This window comes from Enterobacter sp. S-33, from assembly GCF_028735835.1.
In the GTDB taxonomy this organism is placed as follows: Bacteria; Pseudomonadota; Gammaproteobacteria; order Enterobacterales; family Enterobacteriaceae; genus Enterobacter; species Enterobacter vonholyi.
On record NZ_CP117838.1, the window covers coordinates 2,614,286 to 2,630,030 of the forward strand.

Here is a 15,745-nt window from a genome sequence, read left to right on the forward strand (position 1 = left end):
CGCTCCTTAACGGTCTTTCGGGTCGAGGGCATCACGCAGGCCATCGCCGATAAAGTTAAAACAAAACAGGGTAACGACCAGGAAACCCGCCGGATAAAGCAGCAGCCACGGAGACACTTCCATTGAGTTTGCGCCATCGCTGAGCAGCGCGCCCCAGCTGCTCAGCGGCTCTTGTGTACCGAGACCCAGGAAGCTCAGGAAAGATTCAAACAGGATCATGCTTGGCACCAGCAGTGAGGCATAGACCACCACCACGCCCAGCACGTTAGGAACGATATGGCGAACCACGATATTCCCGGTAGAGACACCGCCGACCTGCGCGGCTTCGATAAACTCTTTGCGTTTGAGGCTCAGCGTCTGGCCGCGAACAATACGCGCCATATCCAGCCATGACACCATCCCGATGGCCACGAAGATCAGCAGGATATTCTGACCAAAGAAGGTCACCAGCAGGATGACGAAGAACATAAACGGGAAGGAGTTCAGGATTTCAAGCAGACGCATCATCACCGAGTCCACTTTGCCGCCAAGGTAGCCGGACAGAGAGCCGTAGAGCGTCCCCACGATCACCGCCACCAGAGCGGCAGCAATACCGACCATAAGAGAGATACGACCACCAATAGCGACACGCACCAGCAGATCGCGTCCGGATGAATCCGTGCCAAAATAGTGGCCTGATTCCATATCCGGCGCGCTGGACATCATGCCCCAGTCGGTGTCGAAATAGGTAAATTGCGACAGCATCGGCGCCAGGGTCACAAACAGCGCGATGATCACCAGAACCACCAGACTCGCAACCGCCGCGCGGTTGTGCATAAAGCGACGGCGCGCGTCCTGCCAGAGGCTACGACCTTCCACTTCCAGTTTTTCACTGAAGTTTTCCAGCGCCTCGCTGTTTTTCTTACTCAACATCATGGCGTGCTCCAGTTAGTAACGGATTTTCGGGTCGATGACGGCGTACAGGACATCAACGATAGCGTTAAAGAGAATGGTCAGCGCACCGACGAGAATAGTCAGGCTCAGTACCAGCGAATAGTCGCGGTTAAGCGCGCCGTTAACAAACAGCTGGCCGATGCCCGGCAGGCCGTAAATTGTTTCGATAACCATCGAGCCGGTAATGATCCCGACGAACGCCGGTCCCATGTAGGAGAGCACGGGCAACAGTGCCGGCTTAAGCGCGTGGCGGAAGATAATCCGACGCATCGGCAGCCCTTTAGCACGCGCGGTACGAATGAAGTTCGAGTGCAGCACTTCGATCATTGAACCACGGGTGATACGCGCGATACTGGCGATGTACGCCAGAGATAATGCCACCATCGGCAAAATCATGAACTTCAATGCCCCGCCGTTCCAGCCGCCGCCAGGCAGCCACTTCAGCGTAATGGCAAATATCATCACCAGTAATGGCGCAACAACGAAGCTGGGTATGACTACCCCGGTCATCGCCACCCCCATTACGGCATAATCCCATTTGGTATTTTGTCTGAGCGCGGCGATAACGCCTGCGGTGACCCCGAAAACGATCGCCAGAATGAATGCCGCAGCACCCAATTTCGCCGAAACCGGGAAGCTGGAGGCCACCAGGTCGTTAACGGAATAGTCTTTATATTTAAATGACGGTCCAAAATCACCGTGGGCCAGCTGCTTCAGGTAATTGAAGTACTGGGTAGAGATAGGATCGTTTAAGTGGTATTTCGCTTCGATATTCGCCATGACTTCTGGCGGCAGCGTACGCTCACCGGTAAATGGACTTCCCGGCGCGAGGCGCATCATGAAGAAGGAAATCGTGATAAGAATAAATAGCGTTGGAATCGCTTCAAGACAGCGACGTAGGATAAATTTCAACATTGCCCGTACCTTCTGGCGTGTGCCTATATAGTGTGACGTTGGTTAGACACCGTGGGGCGAGCGAGCCCGCCCCACTCATTGCCATTAATGCTTGATAATATACAAGTTTTTAACGTAGATATTATCCATCGGGTCTTTACCGGTATACCCACCTACCCACGGTTTCACCAGACGGGCGTTAACATAGTAGTAAACCGGAACGATCGCGGAATCTTTATCCAGCTGCTGCTCGGCTTTAGAGTACAGTTCAGTACGCTGTGCTTCGTCAGTGGCTTTCAGCGTGTCGCCAATCAGCTTGTCGAATGCCGGGCTCTTATAGTGCGCGGTATTGTTTGAGCTGTCACTCAGCATGGTGTTCAGGAAGGAGGTCGGTTCGTTATAGTCCGCACACCAGCCAGCACGCGCCACGTCAAAGGTACCCTGATGACGGCTGTCGAGGAAGGTCTTCCACTCCTGGTTCTCCAGCTTCACGTTCGCGCCCAGGTTCTTTTTCCAGATCGAGGCGACGGCGATAGCCAGTTTTTTGTGCAGATCGGAGGTGTTGTACAACAGGCTGAAGGTCAGCGGCTTATCTGCGGTGTAGCCCGCTTCGGCCAGCAGTTTCTTCGCTTCTGCGTTACGCTGTTCCTGAGTCTGTTTGAACCAGTCTGGCTCGGTCAGTTTTGCGCCATCGGTGTATGGAGGGGTATAGCTGTACGCCGGCAGATCGCCCTGGTTTTTCACTTTGTTGACGATGATATCGCGATCCAGTGCCAGCTTCAGCGCGGTACGAACACGTACGTCGGTAAACGGTGCTTTCTGGTTGTTGATTTCATAGTAATAGGTGCACAGGTACGGATCGACGTGAACTTCTTTAGGGATCTCTTTCTTCAGTTTCTGGAACAGCTCAATCGGCATGTTGTTATAGGTCATGTCGATTTCACCGCTGCGATAGCGGTTAACGTCAGTCACTTCGGACGAAATTGGCAGGTAGGTCACCTGATTAATAACGGTTTTAGCGTTGTCCCAGTACTGCGGGTTACGCTCAAGCACCATACGCTCGTTGACCACCCAGTCTTTCAGCTTATAGGCACCGTTGGTCACGATATTGGCAGGCTGGGTCCATTTCTCACCAAATTTTTCCACGGCAGATTTTGGTACCGGGGAGACGGACGGGTGAACCAGCAGCTTATAGAAGTACGGAACAGGTTCGCTCAACGTCACTTCGAAGGTATTGGCATCGATCGCTTTAACGCCCAGATCGGTGATCGGTTTTTTGCCCGCGATGATGTCATCAATATTGGCGATGTGGCCATATTGCAGGTAGCTCGCATACGGAGAGGCGGTTGTAGGATTCGCCAGACGCTGCCAGCTATAAACGAAATCTTCAGCCGTGACCGGCGTACCGTCGGACCATTTCGCATCCTTGCGCAGATGGAAGGTCCAGACTTTGAAATCTTTGTTTTCCCATTTTTCTGCGACACCCGGTGCCGGGTGGCCGTCTACGTCTGTCACCAGCAGGCCTTCGAACAGGTCGCGGTTAACGTTAGACTCAGGAACACCTTCAATTTTGTGCGGGTCAAGGGACTGAACTTCCGCACCGTTGTTACGCACCAGCGTCTGTTTCTCAGCCAGTTGAACACCTGCAGGAACGTCCGCAGCCATTGCAGCGTTGCCCGCGATTAGCGCAGTTAAAATCCCCGCCGCTACCAGATTTTTTTTTGTGATGATGGACATTGTGTTGGTACTCCACTCATTATAATGACTGGCCTTCGCCAGCTGTGTAATCCCCTGTTGGGGCCTGTACAGCGCAGGAGTTTTTTTTGCTGCTGTCAGGTTCTTCTTTTACTGCTTGCTATCACCGACTTTTTTATTACTGACCGCTCGTATGGCCGTCTTGCGTCGATTCTTTACAGGCCTCCCCTGTTTGAGGCCTGGGCTGGATATCTGAGATGAGAACCATATGAAAATAATTCTCATCTGCTTGTTTTATGCTGCAAAATATTAGGCCGGAAAGTATCAAATGGCGTAAACGTGCGCCAATACATTTTGCAAATTTGTTAAGCAATTCTCTTTTACGGTGAGTGCCGTATCGTTGAGGGCAGCCTTGCCGGACATCAAACATCACTAAAAAAACATGACATTCAATAGGATAGAGAAAATCTTCTCTACAAGCGCGTCGCTGCGCTATCATCGAGTGATTTTGTACAAAAATTTAACAACTGGTTATTATTTAGCACATTCATCTAGGGGAATGTTGAAATTACTAATATCATTTCGGTTATCTCTCAGCAAGCCCCAGAGTATCATGTGAGTAAAATAACAGAGCGATCGAAGATTTTCTGTGCAGGCGGGTTTTAGGGGGATTAATAACTTATTGAAATACAAGTAATGAACATTATTAGTAGAATTTATTATGATATGTGAGCATTTCAACTTTAGTTATAGGATTTACTGATAATGACGTAAAAAAACGGAGCCGTTGCTCCGTTCTTTCATACGAAATATCAGTGCAGCAAACCGGGGAAAATGCTTTTAATTCCCGTCACGATAAATTCAATCCCTAACGCCATCAACAGCAGGCCCATGATACGCGTTATGACGTTAATTCCCGTCTGCCCCAACAGGCGTACAAGCCAGGGCGCCATGCGGAACACTCCCCAACAGCAGAGCGCAAAAATAGCAATTGCGACGGAAAAACCGATCAGGTGCATCAGGCTATGGTATCGCGTCCCCCAGACAATGGTTGAACTGATGGCACCAGGACCGGCCATCAGCGGTAAGGCCAGTGGCACCACGCCAATACTTTCGCGGATGGCGGTTTCTGACTTCTCCTGCTTGTTCTGTTTATCCTCGCCGAGCTTACCGCTGATCATGGACATAGCGATGGTCACGACCAGGATCCCACCCGCAATGCGGAAAGAATCAATTGAAATCCCGAACAGCTGAAGAATCGTGTCTCCGAGAAAAAGGGAGGTCAACAATATGATAGCGACCGACAGGTTAGCGGTAAGGTTGGTCTTGTTCCTGGCCGCCGCCGTCTGGTAACTCGTCATACTAATGAAGACTGGAATGATCCCCACCGGGTTGACCAGGGCAAACAAACCAATAAAAAATTTAAAATACGTTGGAAAATCAAAGAGCGTTTGGATCACGTTTTGCTCCGCTTATACACATGCCCGGGACTGACAATTTGTCGTGAGAAATCGCGCTGAAGATACCCTTTTTATCAGCATACTTCACTTGAAATCTGTACCAAAACGTTATCATTTCAGGATGTTAAACAGATGTATAATCAATGATAGTGCTGCTTCCAATACTTACTTAATTATTTAACACTGGAAAAATCTCAAAGAAATAACCCTGCTGAAAGGTATCAGCTTGGGGAAAAATTGACACAGATCATGATTTCAGTACTCAGAAGTGAGTAATCTTGGTTACACCCCCAGGGAGGTCACCTGACAAAAAGGGATGATGCTAAGGTAAGGCTCTTTTAGTAAATTAGTGTGCTGACGCAGAAAGTAACTCTTTGTTTTACTTTGTGTTACGCAAGTCGTATCGGCTCTGTCTATACTGTGTGACGTATCGAGCGCTGGTTTACTAAAAGAGTTTAAACATTATCAGGAGAGCATTATGGCTGTTACTAATATCGCTGAACTGAACGCCCTCGTCGAGCGCGTTAAAAAAGCCCAGCGTGAATATGCCAATTTCACCCAAGAACAGGTTGATAAAATCTTCCGCGCGGCCGCACTGGCTGCTGCAGATGCTCGAATCCCTCTCGCTAAAATGGCCGTTGCCGAATCCGGCATGGGTATCGTGGAAGATAAAGTGATTAAAAACCACTTCGCTTCCGAGTATATCTACAACGCCTATAAAGATGAGAAAACCTGTGGCGTGCTGTCCGAAGACGACACCTTCGGTACCATCACCATCGCTGAACCTATCGGCATCATCTGCGGTATCGTTCCGACCACTAACCCAACGTCTACTGCTATCTTCAAATCACTGATTAGCCTGAAGACCCGTAACGCAATCATCTTCTCTCCACATCCACGTGCGAAAGATGCGACTAACAAAGCTGCGGATATCGTCCTTCAGGCGGCGATCGCTGCTGGTGCACCAAAAGATCTGATTGGCTGGATCGACCAACCTTCCGTTGAGCTCTCCAATGCGCTGATGCATCACCCGGACATTAACCTGATCCTGGCGACCGGTGGTCCTGGCATGGTTAAAGCCGCATACAGCTCCGGTAAACCAGCGATCGGTGTTGGCGCCGGTAACACACCTGTTGTTATCGACGAAACCGCTGACATCAAACGTGCCGTTGCGTCTGTACTGATGTCTAAAACCTTCGATAACGGCGTTATCTGTGCATCTGAACAGTCTGTTGTTGTCGTAGACTCTGTTTACGACGCCGTTCGTGAACGTTTCGCCAGCCACGGCGGCTACCTGCTGCAGGGCAAAGAGCTGAAAGCAGTTCAGGACATTATCCTGAAAAATGGCGCGCTGAACGCCGCTATCGTGGGTCAGCCAGCGTACAAAATCGCTGAACTTGCAGGCTTTACCGTCCCGGCTACAACCAAAATCCTGATCGGTGAAGTGAAAGTTGTCGACGAGAGCGAGCCGTTTGCACACGAAAAACTGTCTCCTACGCTTGCCATGTACCGTGCGAAAGATTTCGAAGACGCGGTAGAGAAAGCTGAGAAGCTGGTTGCCATGGGCGGTATCGGTCACACGTCTTGCCTGTACACCGACCAGGATAACCAGCCAGAACGCGTCGCTCACTTCGGTCAGATGATGAAAACTGCGCGTATCCTGATCAACACCCCTGCTTCCCAGGGTGGTATCGGTGACCTTTACAACTTCAAACTCGCACCTTCCCTGACTCTGGGTTGTGGTTCCTGGGGTGGTAACTCCATCTCTGAAAACGTTGGTCCAAAACACCTGATCAACAAGAAAACCGTTGCTAAGCGAGCTGAAAACATGTTGTGGCACAAACTTCCGAAATCTATCTACTTCCGCCGTGGCTCACTGCCAATCGCGCTGGATGAAGTGATTACTGATGGCCACAAACGTGCGCTCATCGTGACTGACCGTTTCCTGTTCAACAACGGCTACGCTGACCAGATTACCTCTGTGCTGAAAGCGGCTGGCGTTGAAACTGAAGTGTTCTTTGAAGTTGAAGCGGACCCTACCCTGAGCGTTGTACGTAAAGGTGCTGAGCTGGCTAACTCCTTCAAACCAGATGTGATTATCGCACTGGGCGGTGGTTCCCCAATGGATGCCGCGAAAATCATGTGGGTCATGTACGAGCACCCTGAAACCCACTTCGAAGAACTGGCGCTGCGCTTTATGGATATCCGTAAACGTATCTACAAGTTCCCGAAAATGGGCGTAAAAGCCAAAATGATCGCGGTAACCACTACTTCCGGTACCGGTTCAGAAGTTACACCATTTGCGGTAGTAACAGACGATGCGACAGGTCAGAAATACCCACTGGCTGACTACGCGCTGACCCCAGACATGGCTATCGTTGATGCAAACCTGGTCATGGAAATGCCTAAGTCACTGTGTGCGTTCGGTGGTCTGGATGCGGTAACTCACGCCCTGGAAGCCTACGTTTCTGTCCTAGCATCTGAGTTCTCTGACGGTCAGGCTCTGCAGGCTCTGAAACTGCTGAAAGAAAACCTGCCAGCGTCCTACAATGAAGGGTCTAAAAACCCGGTAGCACGTGAACGCGTTCACAGCGCAGCAACCATCGCCGGTATCGCGTTTGCCAACGCCTTCCTGGGTGTTTGCCACTCAATGGCGCACAAACTGGGCTCACAGTTCCACATTCCTCACGGTCTGGCGAACGCCCTGTTGATCAGCAACGTTATCCGTTATAACGCTAACGACAACCCAACTAAACAGACTGCTTTCAGCCAGTACGACCGTCCACAAGCACGTCGTCGCTATGCTGAAATCGCTGACCACCTTGGTCTGAGCGCACCGGGCGACCGTACTGCTGCGAAGATTGAGAAACTGCTGGCATGGCTGGAAAGCCTGAAAGCTGAGCTGGGTATTCCTAAATCTATCCGTGAAGCAGGCGTTCAGGAAGCTGACTTCCTCGCTCATGTAGATAAGCTGTCTGAAGATGCCTTCGATGACCAGTGTACTGGTGCTAACCCGCGCTACCCACTGATCTCCGAGCTGAAACAGATTCTGCTGGATACCTACTATGGTCGTGAGTTCAAAGAAGGTGATGTTGCCGCTGTGAAAACAGAAGTTCCTGTCATCAAAGCTGACAAGAAAGCGAAGAAAAGCGCTTAATTGACAGCAGCAGATGAAAAACCCGCCTTATTGGCGGGTTTTTTTATGTCTGAATAACAAGACTGACATTATTTTCTGTTGTCGTGCTGAATCGCCGTCAGCGAGCCTACAGACAACGCTTCTTTATAATGCTTACGGCAGACCGAAACATAGCGTTCATTACCGCCTATCACCACCTGCTCACCATCTGCATAAGGTTTACCGGCCTGGTCAAGACGAAGCACCATACTGGCTTTACGACCGCAGAAGCAGATTGTTTTCAATTCAACAAGTTTATCCGACCAGGCAAGCAAATACTGACTCCCGGCAAAGAGTTCACCGCGAAAATCCGTGCGCAGGCCGTAACAAAGAACGGGGATATCAAGCTCATCGACCACTTCTGACAGGGCATATACCTGTTCACGCGTCAGAAACTGGCTCTCATCGACCAGGACACAGTGAATCGGCTGTGCAGCATGTTCTGCATGAATGTCTTCAAACAGATCGGTTTTCGGGTTAAAAAGCCTCGCAGGCGACGAGAGTCCTATTCTTGAGCTCACCTTACCTGCACCAAAGCGATCGTCAATTTCAGCCGTATAAACAACGGTACGCATCCCGCGCTCCTGGTAATTGTACGAGGATTGCAGCAACGCGGTGGATTTCCCGGCATTCATTGCCGAATAGTAGAAATAAAGTTGTGCCATTGGCCGTAAAACCCTAATCAATGTGTAATATTCCCGATGAGTCATTGTACCATATTTTGTCTGGTCATCAGCGATGTAGCACACAGGGGAAGCGTTTCAGCGCGGAGTTTACAACCTTCTTTTCATGAAAATAACCCGTTAAAACATGTAGTAAACGCCCTCTCCTCGGCCAATATGTTATATGTTCAGCAAAACATAACACTGCTTTTTATAGTGGAATCCCCGTTCATTAAAATTCACTATTTATTAACTATTTCAGTCTTAACATCACGGAGGGGAACTAATACAAAAGGCTGATATTTCTCCGCCGCAACTATAATTCCTGCGGGAAATGTCACAAAAAAAAGACACAATCGACCGGGTTAAGCAGCTTCCGGTGATAACAACCGAGACTGCCGGGTGGTGAAATTTAAGTTAGCGTAATTAATAATAGCGCCTTTATTTAGTATTTTTTGAATTCCTTACATTCCTGGCTATTGCACAACTGAATTTATGGCTCTATTATTAGGTCAACAAACCACCCCCCATTATAAGTTTGAGATTACTACAATGAGCGAAGCACTTAAAATTCTGAACAACATCCGTACTCTTCGTGCGCAGGCAAGAGAATGCACCCTCGAAACGCTTGAAGAAATGCTGGAAAAATTAGAAGTTGTAGTTAATGAACGTCGTGAAGAAGAAAGCGCTGCTGCGGCTGAAATCGAAGAACGTACTCGTAAACTGCAGCAATATCGTGAAATGCTGATTGCTGATGGTATCGATCCAAATGAATTGCTGAACAGCATGGCTGCCGCTAAAACCGGTACTAAAGCCAAGCGTGCGGCACGTCCTGCTAAATATAGCTACGTTGACGAGAACGGCGAAACTAAAACCTGGACTGGCCAGGGTCGTACTCCTGCTGTAATCAAGAAAGCGATGGATGAGCAGGGTAAACAGCTGGACGACTTCCTGATCAAGGATTAATCGAGCCATATTCAGAAAAATCCCGCATATTGCGGGATTTTTTTTAACCTAAATTTGTCGCATACATCCTCTTACACTCTGTCATAAAGCATTATTTAGCAATTTCATCGACTGTACTTTCAGACAGGTTTTTGGGAGTGTTATGGGCATAAAAAAACCGGTGGGCAATGCCTCACCGGTTTCGAACATTTACAACCGTGGCTTATTTCTTAATACCTACGCTCTCTTTGAGCCAGGTTTTAAATTCCTCACCAAGGGTGTTGTGGCGGATACCATATTCAACAAATGCCTGCATATAACCGAGCTTATTACCGCAGTCATGGCTCTTACCTTTCATATGGTAGGCCTCAACGGTCTCTTTCTCGATCAGCATATCGATGGCATCCGTCAGCTGGATCTCATCACCCGCGCCTGGAGGCGTTTTAGCCAGCAGAGGCCAGATTTCAGCACTCAGGACATAGCGACCTACAACGGCAAGGTTTGAAGGCGCTACGTCGGCTTTAGGCTTCTCTACGACACCAACCATTGGCACACTTTCGCCCGGCTCAAGGTTAACGCCTTTGCAGTCAACCACACCGTATGCCGTTACGTCTTCAACAGGCTCAACCATAATCTGGCTACTGCCGGTTTCGTCGAAACGTTTGATCATTTCAGCCAGGTTATCCTGAGAAAGATCGGATTCGTATTCGTCCAGAATTACGTCGGGCAGAATTACCGCTACAGGCTCATCACCTACAACAGGATGCGCACACATAACAGCGTGGCCCAGACCTTTAGCCAGGCCCTGACGAACCTGCATAATGGTGACGTGTGGAGGGCAAATAGATTGAACTTCTTCTAACAGCTGACGCTTAACACGCTTTTCCAGCATGGCTTCAAGTTCAAAGCTTGTATCGAAATGGTTTTCGATAGAGTTTTTAGATGAATGCGTAACCAGCACAATTTCAGTGATGCCGGCTGCGATACATTCATTAACGACATACTGGATTAATGGCTTATCAACCAGAGGCAGCATCTCTTTAGGAATCGCCTTAGTTGCTGGTAACATCCTGGTCCCCAATCCCGCTACCGGGATAACGGCCTTTCTGACTTTCGAATTTAGGGCAGCCATTCAAATTCTCCTGAGCTGTTCAAGTTTTGAACTTTTATGCAATAAATAACGCGTTGAGTATATCAGCCTCGCCCCGCAGTCCGGGTCTGAAAAGAACGCGTTGCCGATCAATTAGGACAAATACGCATGAATCTGGGCAGCGATAGTAGCACTCCCCGTAAAACACAGGTAAAGCAATCTTAAAATTAAGATCCAATTGCTTATTCCGTGGACAACATTAAGCGTAGCCGTCCCCCGGCGCCCCAAATTTGGCACTGCCAGGAGGAACAGCGGTGGCTAATTTGATTAAGATAAGCCGTTCCCAATGTCCCAAGCGGCACGCCGTTACTCACCTGAATATGATGTTCACCGGTATTCAGTGAAGCGTTGAGACCTGCTGAGACGAGGATCAGATTTTTTAAACCGCTGTGGTAATAGCCGACCAGCAGCGGGAACTGTCCGGGTAAATTGGCCTGACGAAAAAGCTGGTTTACTTGTTTGAGTAAACTGCCTAACTCCGGTAGCCGTTGTCCCTGATGCGATAACTGTTCCTGCAACAAACCATTAAATAGCGCGCGAAGAAGTAACGCGGCTAATACACCGTTATCCCCTGCCCGGGTGACATCCAGAGAATAAAACGCAAGGTCGGTATCAGATAAAGGTGCGATATCCAGCACCAGTCCGGGCTGGTCAGCCGCCACCAGCTGGCGATAATTTACGCGACAGTGTGAAATAGTTTGCTGCACGGGCGGCTGGAGCTCTTGCAATAGTTTCGCCGCAGCAGGCGGATTACTCACCAGGGCATCCCAGTCCTGGAAAAGACGTTCCTCTTCCTCTACCCGGGAATTAAACATATTGGGATAAAGGCACGCCAGGACCGTTTCACGCAGCCGGTTCAGATCCTTGACTGGTTTAAGCAGAATATCCTGGACGCCAAGACGTAATGCTTTGGCAATATCCGCCATATTCTCTGTGGCCGAGATCACCAGAATCGGCGTCTGGTTACCTTCGTTACGCAGATGTTCAACCAGCTTCAGTCCATTCATGCGCGGCATCGCTATGTCGCAAATCATCAAATCGGGCGTAATGCCGATCATTTTTTCCAGGGCGTCGATGCCATCTTCTGCCAGTGACGTCATTGCGCCCAGCGAGGATAACCACGAATCCAGTAGCGATCGGAAAACGGGCTCGTCTTCAACAATCAAAATGTGTTTTCCGGCCAATGGCTGCGTCATGGTTCCTCCCCTGGCTGACAGTAACTAAATAGTGGCATGCGATCGGCACTATCGCCTGTCAGATTTTGCTGAAGTAGTCAAAAAAAGGTGCTTAACGTGCGGTCTGCACAAAAGGCAACAATTCGTCCATTTTCTTTTCGACGGCTAACGAGCCCGCTGCGATGGCGGCCTCAGCCCGATGGAAATCAAGAGTAGAGATTTGCGGACAGTACGGCTGAATAAGGATATCCGGAGGGTCGCCTGCCATACGGTTACGTTTAAGGCGATTCTCGAGTACCTGTATTGACGTGGTCATGATTTCTATCGCCGTCGGCGCGGTAACCGAGCGTCGCGCGGCCATACGCCCGATTCTGCCGCGCAGGCGCTCGTGCCAGGCAAGTTTCTCGCCCTCAGCATCTTCGCTCTGCAGATTGACCGGCATGAGATCCTGTTGCATCAGGTGGGCATCGTGCTGCAGATCGACGGCAATTACGATATCCGCCCCCATTGCACGGGTCAGAGAGATGGGAACCGGGTTAACGACGCCACCATCGACAAGCCAGTAACCGTTGTGTGGGACAGGCGCCATGAGTCCCGGCATACTGCAGGAGGCGCGCACGGCAAGATGGATATCCCCTTCGGTTAGCCAGAGTTCGCGTCCTGTACTGAGGTTCGTCGCGACGGCGCCAAAAGGCATCTGACAATCAGTGAAGTCTTCGAGAGGCATAACCTGGCGGAACTGGTTAAAAACGCGTTCGCCGCGCAACAGTCCACCACGCTGCCAGGAGAGGTCCATCAGACGCAGCACGTCCCAGTAGCTGAAGGAACGCACCCAGGTCTCGAGTTCCGTAAGCTTTCCGCACGCGTAAGCGGATCCGACAAGCGACCCGATAGAACACCCTGCGACAATATCTACGTCAATGCCCATCTTGTTTAAGGCATTAATCACGCCGATGTGTGACCATCCCCGGGCTGCACCTGAGCCCAGCGCCAGTCCAATTTTAACCTTTCTCATTAGCCCTGTTTTACTTCCCCTGGATTCCTGACATAGCGTCAACGCAACAGCTCAGTTAACATAGTGCTACCCGAAGCGTTTTACGCCTTTATTTTTTGTTCCAGGAAGAGAATCGTGTCTCAACTCTGCCCTTGTGGTAGCGCTCTGGAGTATAGCCTATGTTGCCAGCGATATCTGTCTGGCGATCAGGTTGCACCAGACCCGTCACACCTCATGCGTTCACGTTACACTGCTTTTGTGATCAAAGACGCAGACTACCTGATTAAAACCTGGCATCCCTCCTGCCACGCTGCCGAATTCAGAAAGGACATCGAAGCCGGCTTCGCGAACACGCAGTGGCTCGGCCTCACCGTCTATGAATCCTCTCCAGGCAGTCATGTTGATGAAGGTTACGTCAGCTTTGTAGCCCGTTTTAACGAGAATAATAAACCGGGGGCCATTATCGAACGTTCCCGGTTCTTAAAGGAAAGCGGGCAGTGGTATTATATTGACGGAACGCGCCCACAGTTTGGTCGTAACGATCCCTGCCCGTGTGGTTCAGGTAAAAAATTTAAAAAGTGTTGCGGGCAGTAATGCCTGACAACCCAGACTTCGCAAATACAAACAGGATTTCCCGGCGATGCAATCATTACAACGTAAAGTTCTGCGCACCATCTGTCCCGATCAAAAAGGGCTGATCGCACGAATTACCAACATTTGCTATAAACATGAACTGAATATCGTGCAGAACAACGAGTTCGTTGACCACCGTACCGGCCGCTTCTTTATGCGTACCGAACTGGAAGGTATTTTCAACGACACCACTCTGCTGGCCGATCTGGACAGCGCGCTTCCGGAGGGTTCCGTGCGCGAACTGACCCCAGCCGGTCGACGCCGCATCGTGATCCTGGTGACCAAAGAAGCACACTGTCTTGGCGACCTGCTGATGAAAGCAAACTACGGCGGTCTGGACGTCGAAATTGCTGCCGTTATTGGCAACCACGAGACGCTGCGCACGCTGGTCGAACGCTTTGATATTCCGTTCGAGCTGGTCAGCCACGAAGGCCATACGCGTGAAGAACACGACGATTTGATGGCCCAGGCCATTGAAGCGCATAACCCGGACTACGTGGTGCTGGCGAAATACATGCGCGTATTAACGCCATCTTTCGTGGCGCGTTTCCCGAACAAGATCATCAATATTCACCACTCGTTCCTGCCGGCCTTTATTGGTGCGCGTCCATACCACCAGGCGTACGAGCGTGGCGTGAAGATTATTGGCGCGACAGCCCACTACGTGAATGACAACCTGGACGAAGGTCCCATCATCATGCAGGACGTGATTCATGTGGATCACACTTACACCGCTGAGGACATGATGCGTGCAGGGCGTGACGTTGAGAAGAATGTGTTAAGCCGCGCGCTGTATCAGGTGCTGGCACAGCGTGTCTTCGTTTACGGCAACAGAACCATCATTCTTTAATCTTTCGGAAAATGAATTGATTAGCTTTGCGCCTTTACGGATAAAAAGCAGGCAAACAGCTTCATTTCCCTAAAGGAATGCTTTACAGGGGCGTCTCATTTGATATGATGCGCCCCGCTTCCAGCAGGAAGCAGGCCAGTAAAAAAGCATTACCCCGTGGTGGGGTTCCCGAGCGGCCAAAGGGAGCAGACTGTAAATCTGCCGTCATCGACTTCGAAGGTTCGAATCCTTCCCCCACCACCATCTCTCAGCACGACCTCAAAATTTGAATTACCCCTGGTGGGGTTCCCGAGCGGCCAAAGGGAGCAGACTGTAAATCTGCCGTCATCGACTTCGAAGGTTCGAATCCTTCCCCCACCACCATCACTTCCAAACGACACTTAACATTCTGCTCGCACCGTGCATCATGTATTTCCGCAAGGGGAAGGATGAGAAGCTTCGACTAAGGTTCGATTCGAGCGCAGCGAGAAAGCGTTGCCGCAGGCAACGACCCGAAGGGCGAGGCGCAACGCGCCGAGTAATCCTTCCCCTACCACCATCACTTCCAGCAACATCCCAAGTCATATTAAAACCAAACACTCAACCGAATCCGCCTCTGTAGGCCGGGTAAGGCGCAGCCGCCACCCGGCAACAGATGGCTACATCGGCGGCAAACGACGCCTGACCGGTGAACTTTTCACAATCGACGTATTACACTGGGCATGTTCCGCCAGCCCATCCAGCAGCGCATCAAGCTGTTCGATTGACCGCACCACCAGCCTGATGACAAAGCAGTCCTCCCCGGTCACCTTGTCGCTCTCAATACACTCCGGCATCGCCTGAATGTACTTATCCACCTTATGCAACAACCCCGGCAAAGGCCGCACGCGCACCAGCGCCTGCAGCGTATACCCCAGCGCCGCCAGGTTCACCCGTGCACCATAACCCTCAATCACACCGCGCTCTTCCAGCCTTTTAAGACGTTCTGCCGTGCTGGGAGACGTCAGACCGATGCGGCCGCTGAGCACCTTCAACGACATGCGCGCATCCTCAACCAGGCAGGCTAAAATTTGCCGGTCGATATCATCGATAAGGTATTCCATCGCTTTCACCTAATTTTAAAAAGCCATTACTGCATTTCACCTTATCTCATCCCTGTAAAACCCGACAGCGATTTTCGACAATAACGTCACTAATCAG

Annotated in this window: 13 protein-coding genes, 2 tRNA genes and 1 other RNA gene; 7 read left to right on the forward strand and 9 right to left on the reverse strand. The window is 50.4% G+C overall.

Annotated features, from left to right (window positions below):
• Window positions 1-6: 6 nt before the first annotated feature.
• The 4 genes from oppC to PUP35_RS12440 all read right to left on the reverse strand — a co-directional run bounded on the left by oppC (window position 7) and on the right by PUP35_RS12440 (window position 4,982).
• The gene (gene oppC, locus PUP35_RS12425; protein WP_008502787.1) at window positions 7-915 is read right to left on the reverse strand and encodes an oligopeptide ABC transporter permease OppC; all 909 of its coding nucleotides are present in this window, start codon (window positions 913-915) and stop codon (window positions 7-9) included.
• A gap of 12 nt (window positions 916-927) precedes the next feature.
• On the reverse strand, window positions 928-1,848 hold the full coding sequence (gene oppB, locus PUP35_RS12430) for an oligopeptide ABC transporter permease OppB (protein ID WP_008502786.1): 921 nt from the start codon (window positions 1,846-1,848) through the stop codon (window positions 928-930).
• Window positions 1,849-1,932: 84 nt separating this feature from the next.
• Complete coding sequence (gene oppA / locus PUP35_RS12435; protein ID WP_111965934.1) at window positions 1,933-3,564, reverse strand: oligopeptide ABC transporter substrate-binding protein OppA; 1,632 nt, start codon at window positions 3,562-3,564, stop codon at window positions 1,933-1,935.
• A 770-nt stretch (window positions 3,565-4,334) separates the two neighbouring features.
• On the reverse strand, window positions 4,335-4,982 hold the full coding sequence (locus tag PUP35_RS12440) for a YchE family NAAT transporter (RefSeq protein WP_008502784.1): 648 nt from the start codon (window positions 4,980-4,982) through the stop codon (window positions 4,335-4,337).
• A gap of 478 nt (window positions 4,983-5,460) precedes the next feature.
• Between PUP35_RS12440 and adhE the strand changes: the two genes are divergently transcribed.
• Window positions 5,461-8,139: a bifunctional acetaldehyde-CoA/alcohol dehydrogenase gene (adhE, locus tag PUP35_RS12445; RefSeq protein WP_059446810.1), complete on the forward strand. Its 2,679-nt coding sequence runs from the start codon at window positions 5,461-5,463 to the stop codon at window positions 8,137-8,139.
• A 68-nt stretch (window positions 8,140-8,207) separates the two neighbouring features.
• On the opposite strand, the gene tdk is transcribed toward adhE, so the two are convergent.
• Window positions 8,208-8,822, reverse strand: a complete 615-nt coding sequence (gene tdk, locus PUP35_RS12450) for a thymidine kinase (protein WP_111965933.1) — start codon at window positions 8,820-8,822, stop codon at window positions 8,208-8,210.
• Window positions 8,823-9,371: 549 nt separating this feature from the next.
• Here tdk and hns point away from each other — a divergent pair.
• Window positions 9,372-9,785: a histone-like nucleoid-structuring protein H-NS gene (hns, locus tag PUP35_RS12455; RefSeq protein ID WP_008502781.1), complete on the forward strand. Its 414-nt coding sequence runs from the start codon at window positions 9,372-9,374 to the stop codon at window positions 9,783-9,785.
• 202 nt (window positions 9,786-9,987) lie between these two features.
• On the opposite strand, the gene galU is transcribed toward hns, so the two are convergent.
• The 3 genes from galU to rssA all read right to left on the reverse strand — a co-directional run bounded on the left by galU (window position 9,988) and on the right by rssA (window position 13,104).
• Window positions 9,988-10,896, reverse strand: coding sequence for a UTP--glucose-1-phosphate uridylyltransferase GalU (galU, locus tag PUP35_RS12460; protein WP_008502780.1), 909 nt, complete (start codon window positions 10,894-10,896; stop codon window positions 9,988-9,990).
• Window positions 10,897-11,096: 200 nt separating this feature from the next.
• Entirely contained in the window at window positions 11,097-12,110 is a 1,014-nt protein-coding gene (gene rssB / locus PUP35_RS12465; RefSeq protein WP_127731313.1) for a two-component system response regulator RssB, read from the reverse strand.
• A gap of 91 nt (window positions 12,111-12,201) precedes the next feature.
• Window positions 12,202-13,104 carry a patatin-like phospholipase RssA gene (gene rssA, locus PUP35_RS12470; protein ID WP_274239850.1) on the reverse strand — a complete coding sequence of 301 codons (903 nt, stop codon included), beginning with the start codon at window positions 13,102-13,104 and terminating at the stop codon, window positions 12,202-12,204.
• Window positions 13,105-13,218: 114 nt separating this feature from the next.
• On the opposite strand from rssA, the gene PUP35_RS12475 reads away from it, so the two are divergent.
• The 5 genes from PUP35_RS12475 to PUP35_RS12495 all read left to right on the forward strand — a co-directional run bounded on the left by PUP35_RS12475 (window position 13,219) and on the right by PUP35_RS12495 (window position 15,104).
• Window positions 13,219-13,677, forward strand: a complete 459-nt coding sequence (locus PUP35_RS12475) for a YchJ family protein (protein ID WP_127731315.1) — start codon at window positions 13,219-13,221, stop codon at window positions 13,675-13,677.
• A 46-nt stretch (window positions 13,678-13,723) separates the two neighbouring features.
• Window positions 13,724-14,566, forward strand: coding sequence for a formyltetrahydrofolate deformylase (purU, locus tag PUP35_RS12480; protein WP_023312104.1), 843 nt, complete (start codon window positions 13,724-13,726; stop codon window positions 14,564-14,566).
• A gap of 158 nt (window positions 14,567-14,724) precedes the next feature.
• Window positions 14,725-14,809, forward strand: a tRNA-Tyr gene (locus PUP35_RS12485).
• Between the two features lie 35 nt (window positions 14,810-14,844).
• Window positions 14,845-14,929: transfer RNA gene (locus tag PUP35_RS12490), tRNA-Tyr, on the forward strand.
• A gap of 44 nt (window positions 14,930-14,973) precedes the next feature.
• Window positions 14,974-15,104, forward strand: a non-coding RNA gene (locus PUP35_RS12495) — RtT sRNA.
• Between the two features lie 100 nt (window positions 15,105-15,204).
• Here the strand turns inward: PUP35_RS12495 and PUP35_RS12500 are convergent.
• Entirely contained in the window at window positions 15,205-15,648 is a 444-nt protein-coding gene (locus PUP35_RS12500) for an Lrp/AsnC family transcriptional regulator (RefSeq protein WP_127731317.1), read from the reverse strand.
• Between the last annotated feature and the right edge of the window lie 97 nt (window positions 15,649-15,745).

Excerpts from the sequence above, each read along its gene's own strand:
- oppC (WP_008502787.1), bottom strand. The coding sequence starts at position 915 with ATGATGTTGAGTAAGAAAAACAGCGAGGCGCTGGAAAACTTCAGTGAA.
- oppB (WP_008502786.1), bottom strand. The coding sequence starts at position 1,848 with ATGTTGAAATTTATCCTACGTCGCTGTCTTGAAGCGATTCCAACGCTA.
- oppA (WP_111965934.1), bottom strand. The coding sequence starts at position 3,564 with ATGTCCATCATCACAAAAAAAAATCTGGTAGCGGCGGGGATTTTAACT.
- adhE (WP_059446810.1), top strand. The coding sequence starts at position 5,461 with ATGGCTGTTACTAATATCGCTGAACTGAACGCCCTCGTCGAGCGCGTT.
- tdk (WP_111965933.1), bottom strand. The coding sequence starts at position 8,822 with ATGGCACAACTTTATTTCTACTATTCGGCAATGAATGCCGGGAAATCC.
- hns (WP_008502781.1), top strand. The coding sequence starts at position 9,372 with ATGAGCGAAGCACTTAAAATTCTGAACAACATCCGTACTCTTCGTGCG.
- galU (WP_008502780.1), bottom strand. The coding sequence starts at position 10,896 with ATGGCTGCCCTAAATTCGAAAGTCAGAAAGGCCGTTATCCCGGTAGCG.
- rssB (WP_127731313.1), bottom strand. The coding sequence starts at position 12,110 with ATGACGCAGCCATTGGCCGGAAAACACATTTTGATTGTTGAAGACGAG.
- rssA (WP_274239850.1), bottom strand. The coding sequence starts at position 13,104 with ATGAGAAAGGTTAAAATTGGACTGGCGCTGGGCTCAGGTGCAGCCCGG.
- purU (WP_023312104.1), top strand. The coding sequence starts at position 13,724 with ATGCAATCATTACAACGTAAAGTTCTGCGCACCATCTGTCCCGATCAA.
- PUP35_RS12500 (WP_127731317.1), bottom strand. The coding sequence starts at position 15,648 with ATGGAATACCTTATCGATGATATCGACCGGCAAATTTTAGCCTGCCTG.